15 protein-coding genes are annotated in these 19,881 nt (G+C 66.3%); 8 read left to right on the forward strand and 7 right to left on the reverse strand.

Going from position 1 to position 19,881, the window contains the following annotated elements:
- Window positions 1-209 (reverse strand): pyridoxal-phosphate dependent enzyme (locus FAZ11_RS18070; RefSeq protein WP_137283166.1); only part of this gene is annotated, 209 nt, incomplete at its 3' end.
- Window positions 210-335: 126 nt separating this feature from the next.
- Here FAZ11_RS18070 and rpiA point away from each other — a divergent pair.
- Window positions 336-1,010 carry a ribose-5-phosphate isomerase RpiA gene (gene rpiA / locus FAZ11_RS18075; protein ID WP_058774477.1) on the forward strand — a complete coding sequence of 225 codons (675 nt, stop codon included), beginning with the start codon at window positions 336-338 and terminating at the stop codon, window positions 1,008-1,010.
- A gap of 170 nt (window positions 1,011-1,180) precedes the next feature.
- Here rpiA and serA read toward each other — a convergent pair whose 3' ends face one another.
- Window positions 1,181-2,410: a phosphoglycerate dehydrogenase gene (serA, locus tag FAZ11_RS18080; protein WP_058774476.1), complete on the reverse strand. Its 1,230-nt coding sequence runs from the start codon at window positions 2,408-2,410 to the stop codon at window positions 1,181-1,183.
- A 213-nt stretch (window positions 2,411-2,623) separates the two neighbouring features.
- Here serA and FAZ11_RS18085 point away from each other — a divergent pair, with 213 nt between their 5' ends.
- The 3 genes from FAZ11_RS18085 (at window position 2,624) to FAZ11_RS18095 (ending at window position 5,266) form a co-directional block, all read left to right on the forward strand.
- Window positions 2,624-3,289 (forward strand): fumarylacetoacetate hydrolase family protein, encoded by a 666-nt coding sequence (locus tag FAZ11_RS18085; protein WP_058774475.1) that lies wholly within the window; start codon window positions 2,624-2,626, stop codon window positions 3,287-3,289.
- 78 nt (window positions 3,290-3,367) lie between these two features.
- Window positions 3,368-4,273 carry an SdiA-regulated domain-containing protein gene (locus tag FAZ11_RS18090; RefSeq protein WP_058774474.1) on the forward strand — a complete coding sequence of 302 codons (906 nt, stop codon included), beginning with the start codon at window positions 3,368-3,370 and terminating at the stop codon, window positions 4,271-4,273.
- A gap of 69 nt (window positions 4,274-4,342) precedes the next feature.
- Window positions 4,343-5,266 carry an SdiA-regulated domain-containing protein gene (locus tag FAZ11_RS18095; protein ID WP_058774473.1) on the forward strand — a complete coding sequence of 308 codons (924 nt, stop codon included), beginning with the start codon at window positions 4,343-4,345 and terminating at the stop codon, window positions 5,264-5,266.
- A gap of 744 nt (window positions 5,267-6,010) precedes the next feature.
- Here the strand turns inward: FAZ11_RS18095 and FAZ11_RS18100 are convergent.
- On the reverse strand, window positions 6,011-6,535 hold the full coding sequence (locus FAZ11_RS18100; RefSeq protein WP_058774409.1) for a gamma carbonic anhydrase family protein: 525 nt from the start codon (window positions 6,533-6,535) through the stop codon (window positions 6,011-6,013).
- Window positions 6,536-6,859: 324 nt separating this feature from the next.
- On the opposite strand from FAZ11_RS18100, the gene FAZ11_RS18105 reads away from it, so the two are divergent.
- From FAZ11_RS18105 to FAZ11_RS18125, 4 genes are all read left to right on the forward strand, one after another.
- Complete coding sequence (locus FAZ11_RS18105) at window positions 6,860-8,311, forward strand: anion permease (protein ID WP_058774410.1); 1,452 nt, start codon at window positions 6,860-6,862, stop codon at window positions 8,309-8,311.
- Window positions 8,312-9,295: 984 nt separating this feature from the next.
- On the forward strand, window positions 9,296-10,831 hold the full coding sequence (locus FAZ11_RS18115; protein WP_058774198.1) for an acetyl-CoA hydrolase/transferase family protein: 1,536 nt from the start codon (window positions 9,296-9,298) through the stop codon (window positions 10,829-10,831).
- Between the two features lie 240 nt (window positions 10,832-11,071).
- Entirely contained in the window at window positions 11,072-11,983 is a 912-nt protein-coding gene (gene pbpG / locus FAZ11_RS18120) for a D-alanyl-D-alanine endopeptidase (protein WP_058762727.1), read from the forward strand.
- A gap of 213 nt (window positions 11,984-12,196) precedes the next feature.
- Entirely contained in the window at window positions 12,197-12,439 is a 243-nt protein-coding gene (locus tag FAZ11_RS18125; RefSeq protein ID WP_058762726.1) for a hypothetical protein, read from the forward strand.
- Here FAZ11_RS18125 and FAZ11_RS18130 read toward each other — a convergent pair.
- From FAZ11_RS18130 to FAZ11_RS18145, 4 genes are all read right to left on the reverse strand, one after another.
- The gene (locus FAZ11_RS18130) at window positions 12,433-12,870 is read right to left on the reverse strand and encodes a GNAT family N-acetyltransferase (protein WP_058774197.1); all 438 of its coding nucleotides are present in this window, start codon (window positions 12,868-12,870) and stop codon (window positions 12,433-12,435) included. The two genes, FAZ11_RS18125 and FAZ11_RS18130, sit on opposite strands and share 7 nt — an antisense overlap.
- 2 nt (window positions 12,871-12,872) lie before the next feature.
- The gene (locus tag FAZ11_RS18135; protein ID WP_137279138.1) at window positions 12,873-13,883 is read right to left on the reverse strand and encodes an AI-2E family transporter; all 1,011 of its coding nucleotides are present in this window, start codon (window positions 13,881-13,883) and stop codon (window positions 12,873-12,875) included.
- Between the two features lie 118 nt (window positions 13,884-14,001).
- Entirely contained in the window at window positions 14,002-14,946 is a 945-nt protein-coding gene (locus FAZ11_RS18140; RefSeq protein ID WP_058766760.1) for a diguanylate cyclase domain-containing protein, read from the reverse strand.
- 14 nt (window positions 14,947-14,960) lie between these two features.
- Window positions 14,961-19,679 (reverse strand): PAS domain S-box protein, encoded by a 4,719-nt coding sequence (locus tag FAZ11_RS18145; RefSeq protein ID WP_240043554.1) that lies wholly within the window; start codon window positions 19,677-19,679, stop codon window positions 14,961-14,963.
- Window positions 19,680-19,881 lie beyond the last annotated feature (202 nt).

The following is a 19,881-nucleotide window of genomic DNA, read 5'->3' on the forward strand; positions in this document are numbered from 1 at the left end:
CCGCGAGCCTTTTCCTCGGTCGAAAGGCTGGCCAGCTTGGTGTAGGCGCCACGGATCTTGAAGGAGAACACCGGCTGCAGGTCTTCGCGCTTGAGCAGCACCTGGCAGCCCAGTCGCTCGGACAGCGCCCGCGCCGGTTGCAGGGGCGTCTCGATGGCCACATCGTAGACGGGGGCGAGCAGGGTCTTCTTCACGTACTGTTCGAGCATCGGTGGGGCGATCCGGGGGTGCGGCGGGGGCGAAAAGTCTACTACGGGCATCCTGCGGTAGGTTAGCCAGGCCGTCCGAGCGGCTATAATCGGCGACCCTCCACCCGTTTCTCTGCGGATACCCCCATGAATCAGGACCAGCTCAAGCAGGCCGTCGCCCAGGCCGCGGTCGACCTCATCCTTCCCCAGCTCTCCCGCGACAGCGTGGTCGGCGTGGGCACCGGCTCGACCGCCAACTTCTTCATCGACCTGCTGGCCAAGCACAAGCTGGAGTTCGATGGCGCCGTGGCCAGCTCCCAGGCCACCGCCGACCGGCTGAAGAGCCACGGCATCACCGTCTACGACCTCAACGGCGTGAGCGACCTGGAATTCTACGTGGACGGCGCCGACGAGGCCGACGGCCACCTCAATCTGATCAAGGGCGGCGGCGCGGCCCTGACCCGCGAGAAGATCGTCGCCGCCGTGGCACGCAAATTCATCTGCATCGCCGATGCCAGCAAGCGCGTCGAGGTGCTCGGCGAATTCCCGCTGCCGGTGGAAGTCATCCCCATGGCCCGCAGCCACGTGGCCCGCGAGCTGGTCAAACTGGGCGGCGACCCTGAGTACCGCGACGGCGTGGTGACCGACAACGGCAACGTCATCCTCGACGTGCACAACATGCACATCGTCGACCCGGTGGGCCTGGAAGCCAGGATCAACAACATCGTCGGCGTGGTCGCCAACGGCCTCTTCGCCGCCCGCCCGGCGGACGTGCTGCTGCTGGGCACCGCCCAGGGCGTGGAGCGCCTGGAGCGGAGCTGAACCCGTAGCGTGGAAAACCGCGCTAGCGTTTTCCACAGAGAGGTTCGTGCGTGCTCGGTGGATAAGGCTGCGCCGTTATCCACCCTACGCGATTGGCTTTCCGCCCGCACGAAAGCAAAAAGCCCCGGTCAGGCGAACCCGACCGGGGCTTTTTCATGGAGCTGGAAAGCTTAGAACAGCACGCGGCAGCGGATGGTGCCCTTGACGTTCTGCAGCTTCTCCTGGGCCAGGTCGGAGTACTCGGCGTCGACGTCGATCACCACGTAGCCGACCTTCTCGTCGGTCTGCAGGTACTGGCCGGAGATGTTGATGCCGCTCTCGGAGAAGACGCGGTTGATCTCCGACAGCACGCCCGGCACGTTCTGGTGGATGTGCAGCAGGCGGTGCTTGCCCGGGTGCGACGGCAGGGCCACCTCGGGGAAGTTGACCGAGGACACCGAGGTGCCGTTGTCGCTGTACTTGACCAGCTTCTCGGCCACTTCCAGGCCGATGTTGGCCTGGGCCTCGGCGGTGGAGCCGCCGATGTGCGGGGTGAGGATGACGTTGTCCAGGCCACGCAGCGGCGAGACGAATTCGTCGTCGTTGGAGCGCGGCTCCACCGGGAAGACGTCGATGGCGGCGCCGATCAGGTGCTCGTCCTTGATGGCGGCGGCCAGGGCGTCGAGATCGACCACGGTGCCGCGGGCGGCGTTGATCAGGATGCCGCCCTTCTTGATGGCGCGGATTTCGCGCTCGCCCATCATCAGCTGGGTGGCGGGGGTTTCCGGTACGTGCAGGGTGACGATGTCGCTCATGCCGAGCAGCTCGTTCAACGAGCCGACCTGCTGGGCATTGCCCAGGGGCAGCTTGGTGACCACGTCATAGAAATAGACCTGCATGCCCAGGCCCTCGGCCAGCACCGACAGCTGGGTGCCGATGGAGCCGTAGCCGATGATGCCCAGCTTCTTGCCGCGGATCTCGAAGGAGTTGGCCGCGCTCTTGATCCAGCCACCACGGTGGCAGGAGGCGTTCTTGGCCGGGATGCCGCGCAGCAGCAGGATGGCTTCGGCCAGCACCAGCTCGGCCACCGAACGGGTGTTGGAATAGGGGGCGTTGAATACGGCGATACCACGCTCACGGGCCGCCTGCAGGTCGACCTGGTTGGTGCCGATGCAGAAGCAGCCGACGGCGACCAGTTTCTTGGCGCAGTCGAACACCTCTTCGGTGAGCTGGGTACGGGAGCGGATGCCGAGGAAATGGGCGTCGGCGATCTTTTCCTTGAGCTGGGCTTCCGGCAGGGAACTGGTGACGTACTCGATGTTGCTGTAACCCGCGGACTTCAGGGTATCCACGGCGGACGGGTGGACGCCTTCCAGGAGAAGGAAGCGGATCTTGCTCTTGTCGAGGGAAGTCTTGCTCATCTGCGTTGAATCCAGGTTTCCAGGGAGAGGGAGCCTGCGCGGCGTTCCGACCGGAGTCGCCCGCGGCGAAGGGGCGCCATCTTAACATGAGCGACCGGTTGCAGGTCCGATTGCGACCTGAAGCTTTCTCAGTGCGACCATGAACGGCTCGCGACCCGCGGCCGCCGGTTTTGGTTAAGATCGTGGGCGGACGCCACTCATCAGGAGCATAAGATGGCCTATCAGCACCAGTATCTCGACGGCACCAAGATCCACTTCTCCCTGGGCAAGGTCGTCTGCATCGGCCGCAACTACGCCGAGCATGCCAAGGAGTTGAACAACCCGGTTCCCACCGAACCCCTGCTGTTCATCAAGCCGGCCAGTTGCGTGGTGCCGGTGGCGGAAGGTTTCGCCATTCCCACCGACCAGGGCTCGGTGCACTACGAGGCCGAGATCGCCGTGCTGATCGGCAAGCCGCTGTCGAAGAAGCCCTCCGCCGAGGAAGTGCGCGACGCCATCTCCGGCTTCGCCCCCTCCCTGGACCTCACCCTCCGGGACGTACAGAGCCGCCTCAAGGAAAAGGGCTATCCCTGGGAGATCGCCAAGAGCTTCGACGGCGCCTGCGTGCTGGCTCCCTTCGTGCCGGGCGATGCCTTCGAGGACCTCGCCGACATCCCGGTGCGCCTGACCATCAACGGCGAAGTGCGCCAGGACGGCAACAGCCGCGACATGCTCAATCCCATCCTGCCACTGATCCAGGCCATCGCCGGCCATTTCTCCCTGCAACCGGGCGACGTCATCCTCACCGGTACGCCGGTAGGTGTCGGACCACTCAATGTGGGCGATGAGCTGGTGCTGGAGCTGCCGGGCGTTAGCCGCTTCGAAACCCGCGTGCTATAAAACCGCCACCCACCGTCGCCGGGCGAGTGTCTGGCGATGGTGCGTCTGGCACCCGGCGACTCTCTAATAAGAATTCGCATGTCCAGACTCCCCCGCCTCGTCCTGTTCCGCCTCCTCCCCGCCTTCATCCTGCTGGTACTGCTGGTCCTCACCTTCGTCTGGCACTGGAACGACCGGGCGCTGCTCTGGTGGCAGGAATCGCGCACGCCACCGGCAGTGCGCGCCCAGTCCGTCTGGCTGCCGGACTATCGCGCGGTGATCCAGGGCAAGCAGTTGCCCGGCCTGGCCGAGGCCGAGACCTCCGATCTCACCTACGATCCGCGGACCCGCACCCTCTTCGCCGTCACCGGCACCACCCCCTACCTGGTGCAACTGAGCCTGACCGGCGACGTCCTGCGCCGCATTCCGATCCAGCACGCCTCGAATCTGGAGGGGGTGACCGCTCTGGAAGACGGACGCCTGGCCATCGTCGACGAGCGCCAGCGGCGGCTGTCGCTGTTCACCCTGAAGGACGACACCCGGGAGCTGGACGCCAACACCTTCGAACACCACGACCTGGGCTTTCCCGATGCCGGCAACAAGGGTTTCGAAGGCATCGCCTGGGACCCGCGCCACCAGCGGCTGATCCTCAGCAAGGAGCGCGATCCCGCTGCCCTCTTCACCCTGGCCAGCGACGGCCGTGGCGTCAGCGGCACGCTCGAACCTTTCCCGATCAAGCAACAGGTGATCGACTATTCCGCGGTGGCGGTCGATCCGCGCACCGGTCATCTGCTGGCGCTGTCCGACCAGTCCCATACCCTGATGGAGTACACCGCCGAGGGGCAGCCGGTCAGCTTCATGAGTCTCAGACGCGGCCTGCACGGGCTGGACGCCACCCTGGAGCAACCGGAAGGCGTGGCCCTCGACGACGCCGGCACGCTCTACGTCATCGGCGAGCCCAACATCTTCCATGTGTTTCGCAAGGTGTCTGCGCCAGCGCAATGAGCGCCTATTCAGCTTGAATTCAGCCAGGCGCCCTTAGGCTGCGCGGCAGTGTTGTCGTAGGACCTGCCGATGTTCCCGCTGTTTTCCTTTCGTCTACTCGGCGCCGTACTGGGCGCCGCGCTCTTGCTGGCCCTGACCCTGGTGGCCCAGCAGCACCGCCTGTTCGAGCGACTCTGGTTCAACGTCCAAAGCCAGTTCCAGGCCGAGAGCCGCCAGGCGCGGTCGCTGTGGCTGCCGGACTATCGCGTGGCCGTGGAAGCGCGCCCCATCGGCGCGGGCATCACCGATGTCTCGGCGTTGAGCTTCGATCCGGACCGCCGCACCCTGGTCAGCGTCACCAACAAGCCGGCGCGCTTTCTCGAACTGGACCTGGACGGCAGGCTGCTGCGCCAGGTGGATCTCAAGGGCTTCAGCGATCCGGAGGCCATCGAATACATCGCGCCGGGCGTCTACATGATCAGCGAAGAGCGCCGCCAGCGCCTGGTGCGGGTGCACATCGGCGCCGACACCCGCGCGGTGGACATCGACGACCGCAGCGTCAGTCATCCCTTCAGCCTGAGTGACGTCGAAAGCGACAACCGTGGCAACGAGGGCCTGGCCTACGACGCCGCCCGCGAGCGCTTCTTCGTCGCCAAGGAGAGCGATCCGGTGCGCATCTACGAGATCGACGGCCTGGGCAAAGAGGCCTTCGACGGGCTGCAGGCCCTGTCGGTGCGCAGCGATCCCCAACGTGATCGAAGGCTGTTCGTGCGCGACCTCTCCAGCCTGCAATTCGACCCGGGCACCGGCCACCTGCTGGCCCTTTCCGACCAGTCGCGGCTGGTCCTGGAACTGGACGACGACGGCAAGCCGATCAGCTCCCTCTCCCTACTGCGCGGCCAGCACGGCCTCAGTCGCAGCGTCCCCCAGGCCGAAGGCGTGGCCATGGACGACCGAGGTCGGCTGTACGTGGTCAGCGAGCCGAATCTGTTCTATCGCTTCGAGAAGCCGTGAGGGCGGGGGCTATTACTGGAGCCATAGGCCTGCTCAGACAGCTCCCTCTCCCCTTGGGAGAGGGTTGGGGTGAGGGCACGCCGGGCACCTAGTCTCAATGTGGAAAAGGCTGTGCCGTTTTCCACGCTACAGGCTTCGCAGTCACGGCTCAGCCTGGGCGATTGGAGCGGCTTTACCCTCACCCTAGCCCTCTCCCAGAGGGAGAGGGGATGATCTGGCGTCAGCGGATAGAGTGGTGACAGCTGATCGCGAGTCTGCCCGAGCAACGGAGTCAAAAGCCTGCGCGGACAGCCCCCTCTCCCCTCGGGAGAGGGTTGGGGTGAGGGCACGCCGGGCACCTAGTCTCCATATGGAAAAGGCTGCGCCGTTTTCCACGCTACAGGCTTCGCGGTCACGGTTCAGCCTGGGCGATTGGAGCGGCTTTGCCCTCACCCTAGCCCTCTCCCAGAGGGAGAGGGGATTGTCCGGCGCCGGCGGATGGGGTGGCGACAGCTGATCGCGAGCCTGCCCGAGCAACGGAGCCAAAAGCCCACTCGGACAGCCCCCTCTCCCCTCGGGAGAGGGTTGGGGTGAGGGCGCGCCCGGCATGAATGCCCTGTGGAAAAGGCTGCGCCGTTTTCCACGCTACAGGCTTCGCGGTCACGGTTCAGCCTGGGCGATTGGAGCGGCTTTACCCTCACCCTAGCCCTCTCCCAGAGGGAGAGGGGATGATCCGACGCCCCCATCACCTCTGCAAACCTTCCCCTACTCCCCCTGCTCGAACAACCCTTCCCGATAGCGCCGCGCATTGGCCACGTAGACCTGGGCGTTGGCCGCCAGTTGGGCCTGCTGGGCCTCGCTCAGGGTGCGCACCACCTTGGCCGGCGAGCCGAGCACCAGGGAGCCGTCGGGGATCACGCTGTTCTCGGTGACCAGGGCATTGGCACCCACCAGGCAATTGCGACCGATACGGGCGCCGTTGAGCACCACGGCGTGGATGCCGATCAGGCTGCCATCGCCGATCTCGCAGCCATGCAGCATGGCCTGGTGCCCGACGGTCACCCCGCGCCCCAGGGTCAGCGGCGAGCCGGGGTCGGTGTGCAGCACGGCGCCATCCTGCACGTTACTGTCCGGGCCGATATGGATCAGTTCGTTGTCGCCGCGCAGCACCGCGCCGAACCAGACGCTGGCGCCCTCATCCAGGCGGACCTTGCCGATCACCGCGGCGGTGGGCGCCACCCAGCTCTGTGGGTGGGCTTCGACCCGCTGTTCTCCCAGGCGGTATTTCATGCGGCTCTTCCTCGTATTGTTATCGTTGACGGAACGCCCGATTGTTCGCCGGTAGGGGCCGCGGGTGCAATCGGTGGCGACGAGGGTCACCCGTCTCGTTGCAAGTCATTCTCGATAAGTAAAGAATGTTTTGCGGAACCCGAGGCCGGCGGACTGCGACGAATGACCACGGCCAAGGCGCTGGGAAAGGGCTTCGCGCTTTGCAAAGCTTGGCGCCGCTGCAGGCAAGGGAGCCTGGCAGGCGCAAGGAAGGCGCTGCGTGTCATCCATCAGCCGAGCCGGTCCAGCCGGTTTGCCCTGACCACCGCCATCTGCGAGAGCCCAATGCGTACCACCTGGAAATTCCTCTTGCCCCTCGCCGTCGCCGGTGTGCTGGCGCTGCTGCCCGCCCCGGACGGCCTGCCCAGCCATGCCTGGCTGTACTTCGCCCTCTTCGCCGGGGTGGTGGTGGGGCTGATCCTCGAACCCCTGCCCGGTGCGGTGATCGGCCTGATCGGCGTGGCCCTCGCGGCCCTGCTGGCGCCCTGGGTGCTGTTCAGCCCGGCGCAACTGGCCACACCGGGCTTCCGCGCGCCCCAGGAAGCCTTGCGCTGGGGCCTGGCGGGCTTCGCCAACAACACCGTCTGGCTGATCTTCAGCGCCTTCATGTTCGCCTTGGGCTACGAGAAGACCGGTCTCGGTCGACGCATTGCCCTGCTGCTGGTCAAGGCCATGGGTCGCCGAACCCTGACCCTGGGCTACGCGGTGATGCTGGCGGACCTGGCCCTGGCGCCCTTCACCCCGTCCAACACCGCACGCAGCGGCGGCACCGTCTACCCGGTGATCCGCAACCTGCCGCTGCTCTACGACTCCAAACCCAACGACCCCAGTGCCCGGCGTATCGGCTCCTACCTGATGTGGGTGGCCATTGCCTCCACTTGCGTGACCAGCACCCTCTTCCTCACCGCCCTGGCGCCCAACCTGCTGGCGGCCGCCCTGATCGAGAAGACCGCCCAGGTGCACATCAGCTGGGGCCAGTGGTTCATCGCCGCCGCGCCCATGGGCATCCTCTTGCTGGCCCTGCTGCCACTGCTGGCCTACTGGCTGTATCCGCCGGAGATCAAGCGCAACGATCAGGTGCCGCTGTGGGCGGCCAAGGAGCTGGCCGAACTCGGTCCGCTGACGCGCAACGAGAAACTGCTGCTGGCCCTGGTGATCGGCGCCCTGGCGCTGTGGATCTTCGGCGCCGCCTGGGCCGATCCGGCGTTGGTGGGCATTATGGTGATCGTGCTGATGCTGCTGCTCAAAGTCATCACCTGGGACGACGCCCTGGGCAACAAGGCCGCCTGGAACACCTTCGCCTGGTTCGCCACCCTGGTGGCCCTGGCCGACGGCCTGACCCGGGTCGGCTTCGTCAGCTGGTTCGGCCAGTTCGTCGCCGGCCACCTGGGCGGCTTCCATGCCGGCACCGCCATGGTGGTGCTGGTGGTGGTCTTCTATCTCGCCCACTACCTGTTCGCCAGCTCCACCGCCCACACTACCGCGCTGCTGCCGGTGATGTTGGCCGCCGGCATGGGCATCCCCGGCATCGACCTGCCGGTGTTCGCCCTGCTGCTGGGCACCTCCCTGGGGCTGATGGGGATCATCACCCCCTATGGCACCGGGCCGAGTCCGGTGTACTACGGCAGCGGCTACCTGCCCAGCGCGGACTATTGGCGGCTGGGGACGATCTTTGGGGCACTGTTCTTGTTGGTGCTGTTGGGGGTTGGGGTGCCGTGGATTTTGATGGTGGCGTGAGGGGTGGTTGGGCGTTCGGTGCCCAACGCCTGGGCTGGGGGGGGATCCGGGCGGATCGGTGTAGGTTGGGTTGAGCGATAGCGAGGCCCAACGGTGCGGCGGTTGCCGTAATGCCTTGTTTTATCGATGCCCTGGCTGCTTATCGAGTGCTCGGATGACTTTTGTTTCGCCCACCCGGGCGACTCACTTTTGCCAATCGCCGCAAAAGTAAGCAAAAACGCTTGCCCCGACCATCCGGCCTTCCGCTTCGCTCCAGGTCCGCTCACGCCAGCGCCGTTCCGGGGTCGGCCTACACGGGCCGTCCATGGCCCGTTAGGCCTCTCGCCGCATCCATGCGGCTCGACCCACTCCACGACGCCGGCGTTCGCCCTCCTGAACGGGGCGATTCGCGCGCCTGATGCCTTCGGTGCAAACCGGTAGGGTGGACAACGGCGCAGCCTTGTCCACGCGATAGGCGTTACCTCCTCAGTGGAAAACGCTGCGCGGTTTTCCACGCTACGAATCGCTATGGGTTCTCTTTGAAAACACGAACTCCCAGTCTAGCGCCCCGTCCCCGTCAGTGAGGCCGAGAGCAGGTGTTGCGGAGGGGGATGCGAGGCAGGACGCCGAGCAAGGCGCGAGGGGCAGGAGGCCCCTTCGTGCCGCGCCCCCGGAGCGGCACCGGAGCGAGGGGACCCGGAGCGCAGCGGAGGGCCGAACTGTTGGGGTGTGCTTTCTTTTGCTTACTTTTCTTTGCACAAGCAAAGAAAAGTGAGTCGCCGGCAAGGCGAAACAAGAAACGCCAGCAGAACTCGATAATCAGCAAGTGCACCAACAAGCCCCAAGCATTGGGCTTCGCTATCGCTCAACCCAGCCCAACCCAACCCACACCCCACTCCCCCAAAATTTCCCCACCACCCGACCTTTTGATTAGGGACCTAAGCATCCCTTCCGCGTAGAATCCACATTCTTAGTGTGCTTTCGATAACACCCGCAGAGGTCGTCATGTCCCACCGTATTCGCCACCCCGGCTTCGCTGCCAAACGCCAGAGCGCCGAGCAGGCCGCTCAGTTCATCCGTCACGGCATGACCGTGGGCATGAGCGGCTTCACCGGGGCCGGTTACCCCAAGGCCGTGCCTGGCGCCCTGGCCCAGCGCATCACCGCCAGCCATGGTGCCGGCGAGCCCTTTCGCATCAAGGTGCTGACCGGCGCCTCCACCGCGCCGGAGCTGGACGGCGCCCTGGCGCGGGTCGATGGCATCGAGTTGCGGGTGCCCTTCCAGTCCGACCCCGAGCTGCGTAGCCGCATCAACGCCGGCGGCCTCGAGTACATGGACATCCACCTGGGCCAACTGGCGGAAAAGGTGCGCTACGGCTTCTTCGGCAAGATCGACGTGGCGGTGGTGGAAATCGCCGCGATTCGTGAGGATGGCCGGCTGGTGCCCTCTTCCTCGGTGGGCAACAACAAGACCTGGCTGGACATGGCCGACGCGGTGATCCTCGAGGTCAATCGCTGGCAGCCCGACGCCCTGGACGGCATGCACGACATCTACACCGACGGCGCCCTGCCGCCCCGGCGCACGCCCATCCCGCTGGAGCATCCCGGCGACCGCATCGGCTCGCCCTACCTGGAGGTCCCGCTGGACAAGGTGGTGGCCGTGGTCGAGACCGACGCCCCCGACCGCAACAGCCCGTTCAAGGCGCCGGACGCCGCCTCCCAGGCCATCGCCGGGCATCTGCTGGACTTCCTCAGATTCGAGGTACGCCAAGGCCGCATCCCCGCCAACCTGCTGCCGATCCAGTCGGGCGTCGGCAATATCGCCAATGCCTTCATGCAGGGCCTGGCCGCGAGTGAATTCGAAGGCCTGACCGCCTTCACCGAGGTGATCCAGGACGGCATGCTGGAGTTGCTCATCAGCGGCAAGATGGAACTGGCCTCGGCCACCTCCTTCTCGCTGAGCCCGGTGGGCATCGAGCGCTTCCTCGAACACGCCGAGTACCTGCGCACGCGCATCATCCTGCGCCAGCAGGGGGTGAGCAATCACCCGGAATTGGTGCGCCGCCTGGGCTGCATCGCCTTGAACGGCATGCTCGAAGCCGACCTCTATGGCAACGTCAACTCCACCCACCAGATGGGCACCGGGATGATGAACGGCATCGGCGGCTCCGGTGATTTCGCCCGCAATGCTTATCTGTCGGTGTTCATGGCGCCGAGCACGGCCAAGAATGGCCTGATCTCGACCCTGGTACCCATGGTCAGCCACGTCGACCACACCGAGCACGATGTCGCGGTGATCGTCACCGACCAGGGCCTGGCCGATCTGCGCATGCTCAGTCCCAAGCAGCGCGCCCGCGCCATCCTCGAAAACTGCGTGCACCCGAGTTTCCGTCCGGCACTGGAGGATTACTTCGAACGCGCCCTGGCCGGCAGCCATGGCAAGCACACGCCGCACCTCTTGCCCGAGGCCCTGGCCTGGCACGAGCGCTACCTGGTCACCGGCAGCATGCTCGGCCCCGCCGCCCAGGAAGCCCACGACTGAAAGGCAAGGCGCCCGAGGTCTCTCGGGCGCCCTTTCGCTCCGCTATCCCCGCCGTCCGTCGCCCACTTGCAACTAATTGTGACTTTTTGCCAGCGCGCTGTGTAAAAAGCTGCCTTGTCGGATTCCCAGCCGACATTCCGGGTGATAAAAGACGTGAAATCTCTGCGCAATGTCCTTGATCTGCAAGGCGCATTGCCGTTCGCGGTTGTTCTAACCCCGCCATATTCGAGAGCTGCCACCGTGAAGATCTGTCATCAACTTGCCGGCCTGTTGCTGGCTGGCTTGGTCGGGCTGAGTCCGGCCGTCCTGGCCCAGACCCCACCGAAGGTCAAGGCCGCCGCCGCGGCCACCGCCCAACGCCTGGCGTCCAACCACGCCCTGGTCGTGGACCTCAAGACCAACCAGGTGCTGTTCGCCCAGAATCCCGACCAAGTCGCCCCCATCGCTTCGGTCACCAAGCTGATGACCGCGATGGTGGTACTGGATGCCAAACAGCCGCTAGACCAGGTCATCGACATCGACATCAGCGAGAACCCGGCCATGCGTGGCGTCTTCTCGCGGGTGCGCCTGGGTAGCGAGCTGACGCGCCGCGACATGCTGCAACTGGCGCTGATGTCCTCGGAAAACCGTGCCGCCACCAGTCTTGCCTATCACTATCCGGGCGGTCAGAAGGCCTTCGTCGCCGCCATGAACGCCAAGGCCCGCGCCCTGGGCATGAAGAACACCCGCTACGCCGAGCCCACCGGCCTGTCGCCGCTCAACGTCTCCACCGCCCGCGACCTGGTGACGCTGCTCAAGGCGACCGAGCACTATCCGCTGCTCGGCCAGCTCAGCACCACTCCGGAAAAGACCCAGGCGTTCCGCAATCCCAACTATGTACTGGGCTTTCGCAACACCAATCACCTGATCTACAACCCCGACTGGAGCGTGCAGCTGACCAAGACCGGCTACACCGACAAGGCTGGGCATTGCCTGGTGATGCGTACCGTGATGGCCGGCCGGCCGGTGGCCTTCGTGGTGATGGACGCCTTCGGCAAGTTCACCCACATGGCCGACGCCACCCGCGTACGCCGCTGGCTGGAAACCGGCGCCCTGAGCCCCCTGCCGGGTGCGCCCAAGGCTGGTCGCAGCACGGTATTGGCACGCCAGTGACCTCTGCCTGAGCAAGACCCAAGCCGCGTCCCTGACGCGGCTTTTTCTTGCCCGGCGCGCGGCCGCCGAGTCGACCCTGCTGGCACCCCGGGCCAAAGCGGTGGGCGCCCACTACACCCTGGCCGACAGCTACCTAGACTTCATTTGGCAGCCGCGTCGGGCACACCGCGCACCGCTTGCGGTCTAGGCTCTAGGCCCTGTGCGGAATCCCCCATGAACAAAGACGCGATCGCCCATGAGTACTACGAGACACTCACCGGCCGCTGCTGGCTCGACGACGTACGCGAATGGCGCCGTTTGCAGGCGGAAGCCCAGGCTGCCGCCGACCGCTACCTGGACTGCCCGGAAGACCTGGGTACGCCCGAGCGCGAGCGCTTAGAACAGGAGTGGCGCGCCAGCAACGAGCAGGCTGGGGCCTTCTGGCAGCGCATGTGGTCGAATCTGGATCGTCAGTAGCGCACGGTCGGCTGCTGCTGCAAGGTCAGGCTGTAGGTTTCGAAGCCCAGCGCCGCCCAGAAGGCCTGGCCGCGCTTGTTGGTGGCCAGGACATCGAGCCTGACCGGCCAATCAGCCGGCCAGAGGTGGTCGCGCAGCTGGCGGTAGAAGGCGCGGCCCAGGCCCTGGCGGCGCGCCTCGGGCGCCACATAGAGATGGCGCAGGAAAATTGCCGCCTCTTCCAGGCGATAGAGTGCGTAGCCCAGCGGCTGGCCGTTCCGTTCGGCCAGGACGGCCTGGTATTCACCCCGACTCAACCAGTCCGCCAGGCGCTGGCGCAATGCCGCCTCGGCGAGGGGCTGTGGGCTTCCCTGATCACGCTGCAAACCGGCATTGAAGCCCGTCAGCACTTCCAGGTCGGCCAGGCCGGCGGGGCGGTAGACAAGGGTCATGACTAGACCAGCCCTTCCGCCTTCAACTCGTTCTTGAGATAGGCATAGTAGACCGGCGCCGCCACCAGGCCGGGCAGGCCGAAGGCCGCCTCGAACACCAGCATGGCCACCAGCAACTCCCAGGAGCGGGCGCTGATCTGGCCGCCGACGATGCGGGCGTTGAGGAAGTATTCCAGCTTGTGGATGGCGATCAGGTAACCCAGGGCGGCGATGGCCACCCAGATCGACAACGACAGGCCGGCGATGAAGATCAGGGTGTTGGACATCAGGTTGCCGATCACCGGCAGCAGGCCGAGGATGAAGGTCAGGATCACCAGGGTCTTGGCCAGCGGCAGGTGGACGTCGAACAGCGGCAGCACGCCGAGCAGGAAGATGCCGGTGAGGGTGGTGTTGAGCAGCGAGATCTTGATCTGGGCGAAGACGATGTTGCGAAAGGCCTGGGCCACCAGGCCAAGGCGTACCAGCAGCGCGCCGGACAGCGGGCGCAGGCGTTCGGGATCGGGCGCGGGCTGCAGGGCGACGATGGCGCCGAGGATCATGCCGATCAGCACGATGACGAAGGTCCGCGCGGCGTCGCGACCGAACAGCTGCAACTGCGCCACATGGGCCCGGATCCACTCCACCATTTCCCGCTTCATGCCATCGGCGTTGGCCGGCAGGTAGGCGTCCAGCGAGGGCGGCAGTTGAGCGCGGGCGCGCTCGGTGAGCACCATGAACTTGTCCAGCAGGCGCCCGGGATTCTGCACCTCCTGGATGATGAAGCTGGTGAACCAGACGAAGAATAGCGTCAGCAGACTCACCACCAGGGCACCGAGCAGGGCCACCGCCAGCCAGCGTGCGCCCCCACCGGGTAGATGGCGCTGCAGACGACCCGCGAGCGTGTTGACCAGCTCGTACACCAGCAGTCCCGCCAGCAGGCTGGGCAGCAGCTTGAGCGGGAGAACCAGGTAGAGGGCGGTGAAGACGATGATCCAGCTGGCCAAGATGGCCTGGCGTTGCGTGAAGGAGTACATAGATTACCGAACGGCAGAATCCCTGCCCGCAGTCTGCCAGCCTGCCGCCTCGCCGCCCAGTCTGGACAGCGAAGAAAGCCGCGAGCTCTGTTACCCGGCGTTACCCGCGCGGCATCGCTCAGCCGACCAATTCAGCGGCGCAGACCCGCGCCCGCCCCTGGTGCTTGGCCGCATAGAGCTGCGCATCGGCGGCGGTGATCAGGGCGGCCGGATCGACGGCGGTGGGCGGCAGCGCGGTGGCCACGCCCAGACTCAGGGTGACGTAGCCAGTCACCGAGGAATAACCGTGGGGCAGGCGCCGGTCGTGCACCTGTTGCAGCAGACGCTCGGCGACCTGGGTGGCGCCCTCCAGGTCGGTCCCCGGCAGCAGGCAGCCGAATTCCTCGCCGCCGTAGCGCGCCAGCAGGTCGTAGGGGCGGAACAGGCCTTGGCCCAGGGCCTGGGCGACCTGGCGCAGGCACTGGTCGCCGGCGAGATGGCCGTAGTGGTCGTTGTAGGCCTTGAAGTGATCGATATCCATGAGGATCAACGAAAAGGACGTACCTTCACGCTGGCTCTGCCGCCAACCGCGCAGCAGTGCCTCGTCGAACTGGCGCCGATTGGCGACCCCGGTGAGGCCGTCGACCAGGGCGATGCTGCGCAGGGCGTCGCGCTGTGCCTTGAGCGTCAGCTGGGTGCGGACCCGGGCGCGGACGATCACCGGGTTGATCGGCTTGTTGATGAAATCGACGGCGCCCAGCTCCAGTCCGGTCACCTCCTCGTCGGCGCCTTCCTGGCCGGTGACGAAGATCACCGGGATGGCCGCAGTGGCCGGATCGGCCTGCAGCCGCCGCAGCACCTCATGACCGTCGAGCTGGGGCATCATCACGTCGAGCAGGATCAGATCCGGTTGCTGCGCCAGGGCCAGCTGCAACGCCTGGGCGCCATTGGTGGCCATCAGGGTTTCGCAATCTTCGCGAAAGAGTTCGTGGAGGATACGGATGTTGAGCGGCTGGTCGTCGACGATCAGCAGCTTGGGTTTGCTGCGCCGCCCGGTGGTCTCGGCGGCGGTCGCTGGATTGATAGGGCTTCCTTGAGTCATAGCGCTTCCTTGAGATCAGGCAGGGTCGTGAGGGCCGCCGCGAAATCGAGCGTCTCGACCTGGGCACGGAACAGGTCGTAGCGCACCTGGGCTTCGGCCCGGCACTGCTCGGGCAGCTCGGCCAGCCGGTCCAGGGCTTCGAGGTTGCCCTGGCCGAGCAAGAGCGCGAGTTCGTCCAAACGGGCGGACCAGTCCACTATCAGCGTAGCGGCGATTTGCGCCGGTGGTGGCGGCAGGCGCTCGGCGAGGGCACTGCGCAGCTCGGCGAGGGCCTCGTCGAGCAATAGCCGCAGGGTCCCCAGCTCGGCCGCGACATCCGCCGGTATCCCAGCGCCCGCCTTGCCCGCCCGCTCGCCGTCGGCGGCGCGAGCCGCCAGACGCTGGGCACCCATGGTGCCGGCGCTACCCTTGAGCGAATGCAGGACGGCCACCGCGCCTTCGTTGTCATCCGCCCCCCAGGCCTGCGCCAGGGCCGCCAGCAGCTGGGAGGAATCTTCGGCGAAACGTTCGAGCAGCGAAGTGAACAGCCGTGCATCGCCGCCGAACCGGCGCAGGACGACGCTCAACGGCTCCACCGCGCGCTCCGCGCCGACCAAGGTGACCATGGTCGTAGCCGTCACCTCCTGGCCGGTCAGGCGCTGCAACCGGCTGACCAGCAGTTCCAGGTCGATGGGCTTGCCGATGTGGTCGTCCATGCCGGCAGCCAGGCAGGCGTCGCGATCGGTGTGGGAGGCGTTGGCGGTCATCGCCAGGATCGGCAGGGTACTGAAGCGGCCATCGGCACGAATGCGACGAGTGGCTTCCAGGCCGTCGATGTCGGGCATCTGCATGTCCATGATGACCACGTCGAGCGGCGCGCCGGAGAGCACCCGCTCGACGCCCTCCAGGCCACCCTCCGCCAGCTCCACCTGGGCGCCCTGGGCCAGCAGCAGCTCGGCGGCCACCTGGCGATTGAGGGCGTTGTCTTCCACCACCAGCAGGCGCAAGCCGGCCAGCCGGTGACTTTCGTCCACCGCCGCCGCGGCGTGCACCCCGACCGGGATCTCGGCACCCAGGGCGCGCTCCACCGCCTCGACGATCTGTGCCGGGGTCACCGGCTTGGTCAGGTAGTCGTCGAAGGGCGCCTCGGCGCTCTGCTGGGTCTCACTGAGAAAGTCGCGACCGAAGCCGGTGAGCATGATGACCTTGGGTCGCTTGGCGGATTGCTGTGCGCGCAACTGGCGTGCGCTCTGCAAGCCATCGCCGTCGGGCATGCGCCAGTCCATGAGCACGGCCTCATAGGGCTGCCCCTGGCTCTGCGCCTGGGCGATCCGCGCCAGGGCGGCGGCGCCGCTGGTGACCAGGTCCACCTGCCAGCCCAGCGCAGCCAAAGTTTCCACCAGCAAATGGCCGATCAGGGTATTGTCGTCGGCCAGCAGTACCCGGCGGCGTACCGGCGCGAGCGGGGCTTCGCCCTGGCTGTCCACCGCCAGGGTGACGTCGAACCAGAAGCGGCTGCCCACGCCTAATTGGCTCTCCACCTGCAACTCGCCGTCCATCAGTTCCACCAGGCGCTTGCAGATGGCCAGGCCCAGGCCGGTGCCGCCGAAGCGCCGGCTGATCGAGGCCTCGGCCTGGGTGAAGCCTTGGAACAGTTGCGCCTGCTGGTCCGGACTGATGCCGATGCCGGTGTCCTGCACCGCGAATTCCAACCGTAGCGGGCCGTCCGCCGGGGACAGGCGGCGGACGCTGACCAGCACCTGGCCCGCCTCGGTGAACTTCAGGGCGTTGCCGGCCAGGTTGATGAGGATCTGCTGCAGGCGCAGGCTGTCGCCGATCAGCGCGGTGGGTAGCCCCGCTTCGAGCTGGTAGTTGATCTCGACGTTCTTCTCGCCGCTGTTGCCGGAGAGCACCACGCCCAGGTTGCGCAGCACCTGCTCCAGGCTGAAGGGATGGACATCCAGTTGCAGCTTGCCGGCTTCGATCTTGGAATAGTCCAGTACGTCGTTGAGCAGTCCCAGCAGCGAACGCGCCGCCTGCTGGGCCTTGGTCAGGTAGTCGCCCTGGCGGCTATCCAGGGCGGTGCGCTGCAGCAATTGCAGCATGCCCAGCACGGCGTTCATCGGCGTGCGGATCTCGTGGCTCATGTTGGCCAGGAAGGAGGACTTGGCCTGGCTGGCCAGGTCGGCGCGGGTGCGTTCCTCGCGCAGGCGATGTTCCAGCTCCAATTGCTCGGTGATATCGCGGTTGGTCCCCACCAGGCGCAGAACCCGACCACGACTATCGCGCTCGGTGCGGGCGCCGGCCTGAATGTGCCGTAACGAGCCGTCCTGGCAGCAGACGCGGAATACCGGATCGAACACCGCCTGGCCGGCCATGGCCGCCGCTAGCAGCGCCTCGGTATCGGCCAAGTCGTCGGGGTGCACGCAGCGGCGCCAGTCCTCATAGACCAGGCCGCGCTGGACCTGCTCCGGACTCCATTCGTAAAGTTCGATCATGCGCTCGTTGCACTGCACCTGATCGCTTTCCGGCTGCCAACACCAGATGCCCAGCGCCGCCACCTCGGCGGCCATGGTCAACTGGTCACGGGTCTGCAACAGCGCATCGCGCTGGCGACACTGCTCGGTGATGTCGGCAATGATGGCCACCGCCAGCCGTTGGCCGTCCACCCAGGTGATGCCTAGGCTCAGGGTGATGGGAAATTCGCTGCCGTCCCCACGCCGGCCCAGGGTCTCGTGGCCGAGGCTGTCGACCTGCCCGCTTTCCCCCTCGCCATCCAGGGTGAACAGGGCTTCGTAGCCGGTCAGGTAGGAGGGAATCAGCCGGCGGATGTCCTGCCCGATCACGCTGGCGGCGGCATAGCCGAAAACCCGCTCTCCGGCCGGGTTGAAGGATCTCACCCGGCCGGCGTCATCCACCGTCAGCACCGGGTTCACCGCGGTGTCGAGGATCGCCCGGGTCAGCGCCAGGCTGGCCGCCAGCTCCAGCTCGGCGGCCTTGCGCTCGGTGACGTCCGAGGCGATACCCAGGTAGCCGCTGATCTGTCCGGCCTCGTCGCGCATGGTGGTGACCACCAGGCTGACGTCACGGTGCTCACCGTCGCGCCGGACATAGGTCCACTCGCGCGCCTCGGCGCCGACGCGCTCGGAGCGCTCGACCAACACGCGGAAGCCGCTGACCGGCCCGCCATACTGGGCGCTCAGGGCCCGGCCCTGGGCCTCCAGTTCCTCGGGCAGGTGGAAGTCGCTGGCCTGCCAGCGGCCCACCACCTCGTCGGCGCGATAGCCCAGCAGGCGCTCGGCGCCCTCGTTGAACAGGGTGATACGCCCCTCGCGGTCGGTGGCGATGATGGCTACCTCGGAGGCAGCGCGCAGCACGTCGCCGAGCAGCCGGTTGGTCTGGCTGAGTTCGGCGGTACGCTGGGCCACCTGCTCTTCGAGACGCGCATTGAGCGCCAGGATCTCGGCCTGGGCGGCCTTTTGCACCGAGATGTCGCGCACCGTCTTGGACGCGCCGACCACCCGGCCGTCGGGCCCACGCATCGGCGAGACGCTGACCAGGACATCGATGTAGCGCCCGTCGCGATGCTGGCGCCGGGTCTCGAAGTGCGGCACCGGCTCCCCCTTGCCAATCCGGTCGAGTACCCACCACTCTTCATGCTCCAGCTCGGTGGGCACGACGAGATCGAGCAGGCGCTGCCCCACGGCTTCGCTGGCGGGATAGCCGAACAGCTGTTCCGCCGCGTGGTTCCAGCTCAGCACCACGCCGTTGAGGTCCTTGCTGATGATGCCGTCGGAGGAGCTCTCCACCACCGCAGTGAGGTTGGCCTGGTCCTGCTGGTACTGGCGGCGGCGCTGGCGAGTGGTCAGCAGGGCGAAGGTCAGGCCGGCGGCCAGCAGGCTGAACAGCTTGCCGAACAGATGCACCAGCGGCAGCGAAGTCAGTTCGAGGGCGCTGACGAACACCGGGGTGGCGGCGAAACTCAGGCGCCACTTACGCCCATAGACATCCTGTTCGGTAGTGATTTCCGGCAGCGGCTGGGCGGTCGCCGCCGCGCCCTGCCCACCGTCCTCATGGTAGTGGTAGAACAGCCGCGGCTGGGCCGGATCGGTGACGTCGCTCAGCGTCACCCGTAGCCCTGGCTTATTGAAATGCAGGGTGCCGAGCATCTCCTGCACGCCCAGTGGCACATAGGACCAGCCCTGGGTGGCCTCCTCGCGCAGCCCCACATCCGCGGGCGCATGGCCACCCACATAGACCGGCAACACCATCAGGAAACCCGGCTCGGGACGCTCAGAGGCCTGCAGTTGCAGGGGCGCGCTGAGCTGCACGGCACCGCTGCGCATGGCCAGCAACACGACCTCACGGCGACTCGGCTCGGACGCGGCATCCATTCCCACCGCGCGCCGATTGCGGCCGATCGGCTCGATGTATTGCACCACGAAGCGATCACCGTCGTGATCGGCGAAGCTGCGGATGGTGAAGTTCGGATAGCCATCGGCGCGCGCCTCTTGCACGAAGCGCTGTTCTTCCGCCAGCGGTACCCGGCGAATGAAACCCACGCCGCGGGCCCCCTTGAACTCCTGACTCAGGTCGTGGATGAGTCCGTAGCGGGTGATCAGCTCGCGGGAGAGGTTGTCACCCGCCGTGAGCACCACGTCGCGCATACCGGTCAGGCTGTACTCGTAGGTGCGCAGGCGCTCCAGGATCTGTGTGCGCGCATCTTCGGAAGCCATGCGCAAGGCGCTGCGAACCTGACGGTCGTTACGCTCGGCGAGATGACGAGTAGTCAGACTTGTCAGCAGAACCCCGCACAGGAAGACCGCTAAGCTCCAGCGTAGGCGCGAGGACGAGAACAACCGCTTGAACATGGACATTGCCCTGTTGAAGATCCACTCCGCGTGGATCGAACGAACGGGGACCAGGGCATGGGAGAAG

The sequence above is a fragment of the Pseudomonas rhizoryzae genome (assembly GCF_005250615.1).
Lineage (GTDB): Bacteria > Pseudomonadota > Gammaproteobacteria > Pseudomonadales > Pseudomonadaceae > Chryseomonas > Chryseomonas rhizoryzae.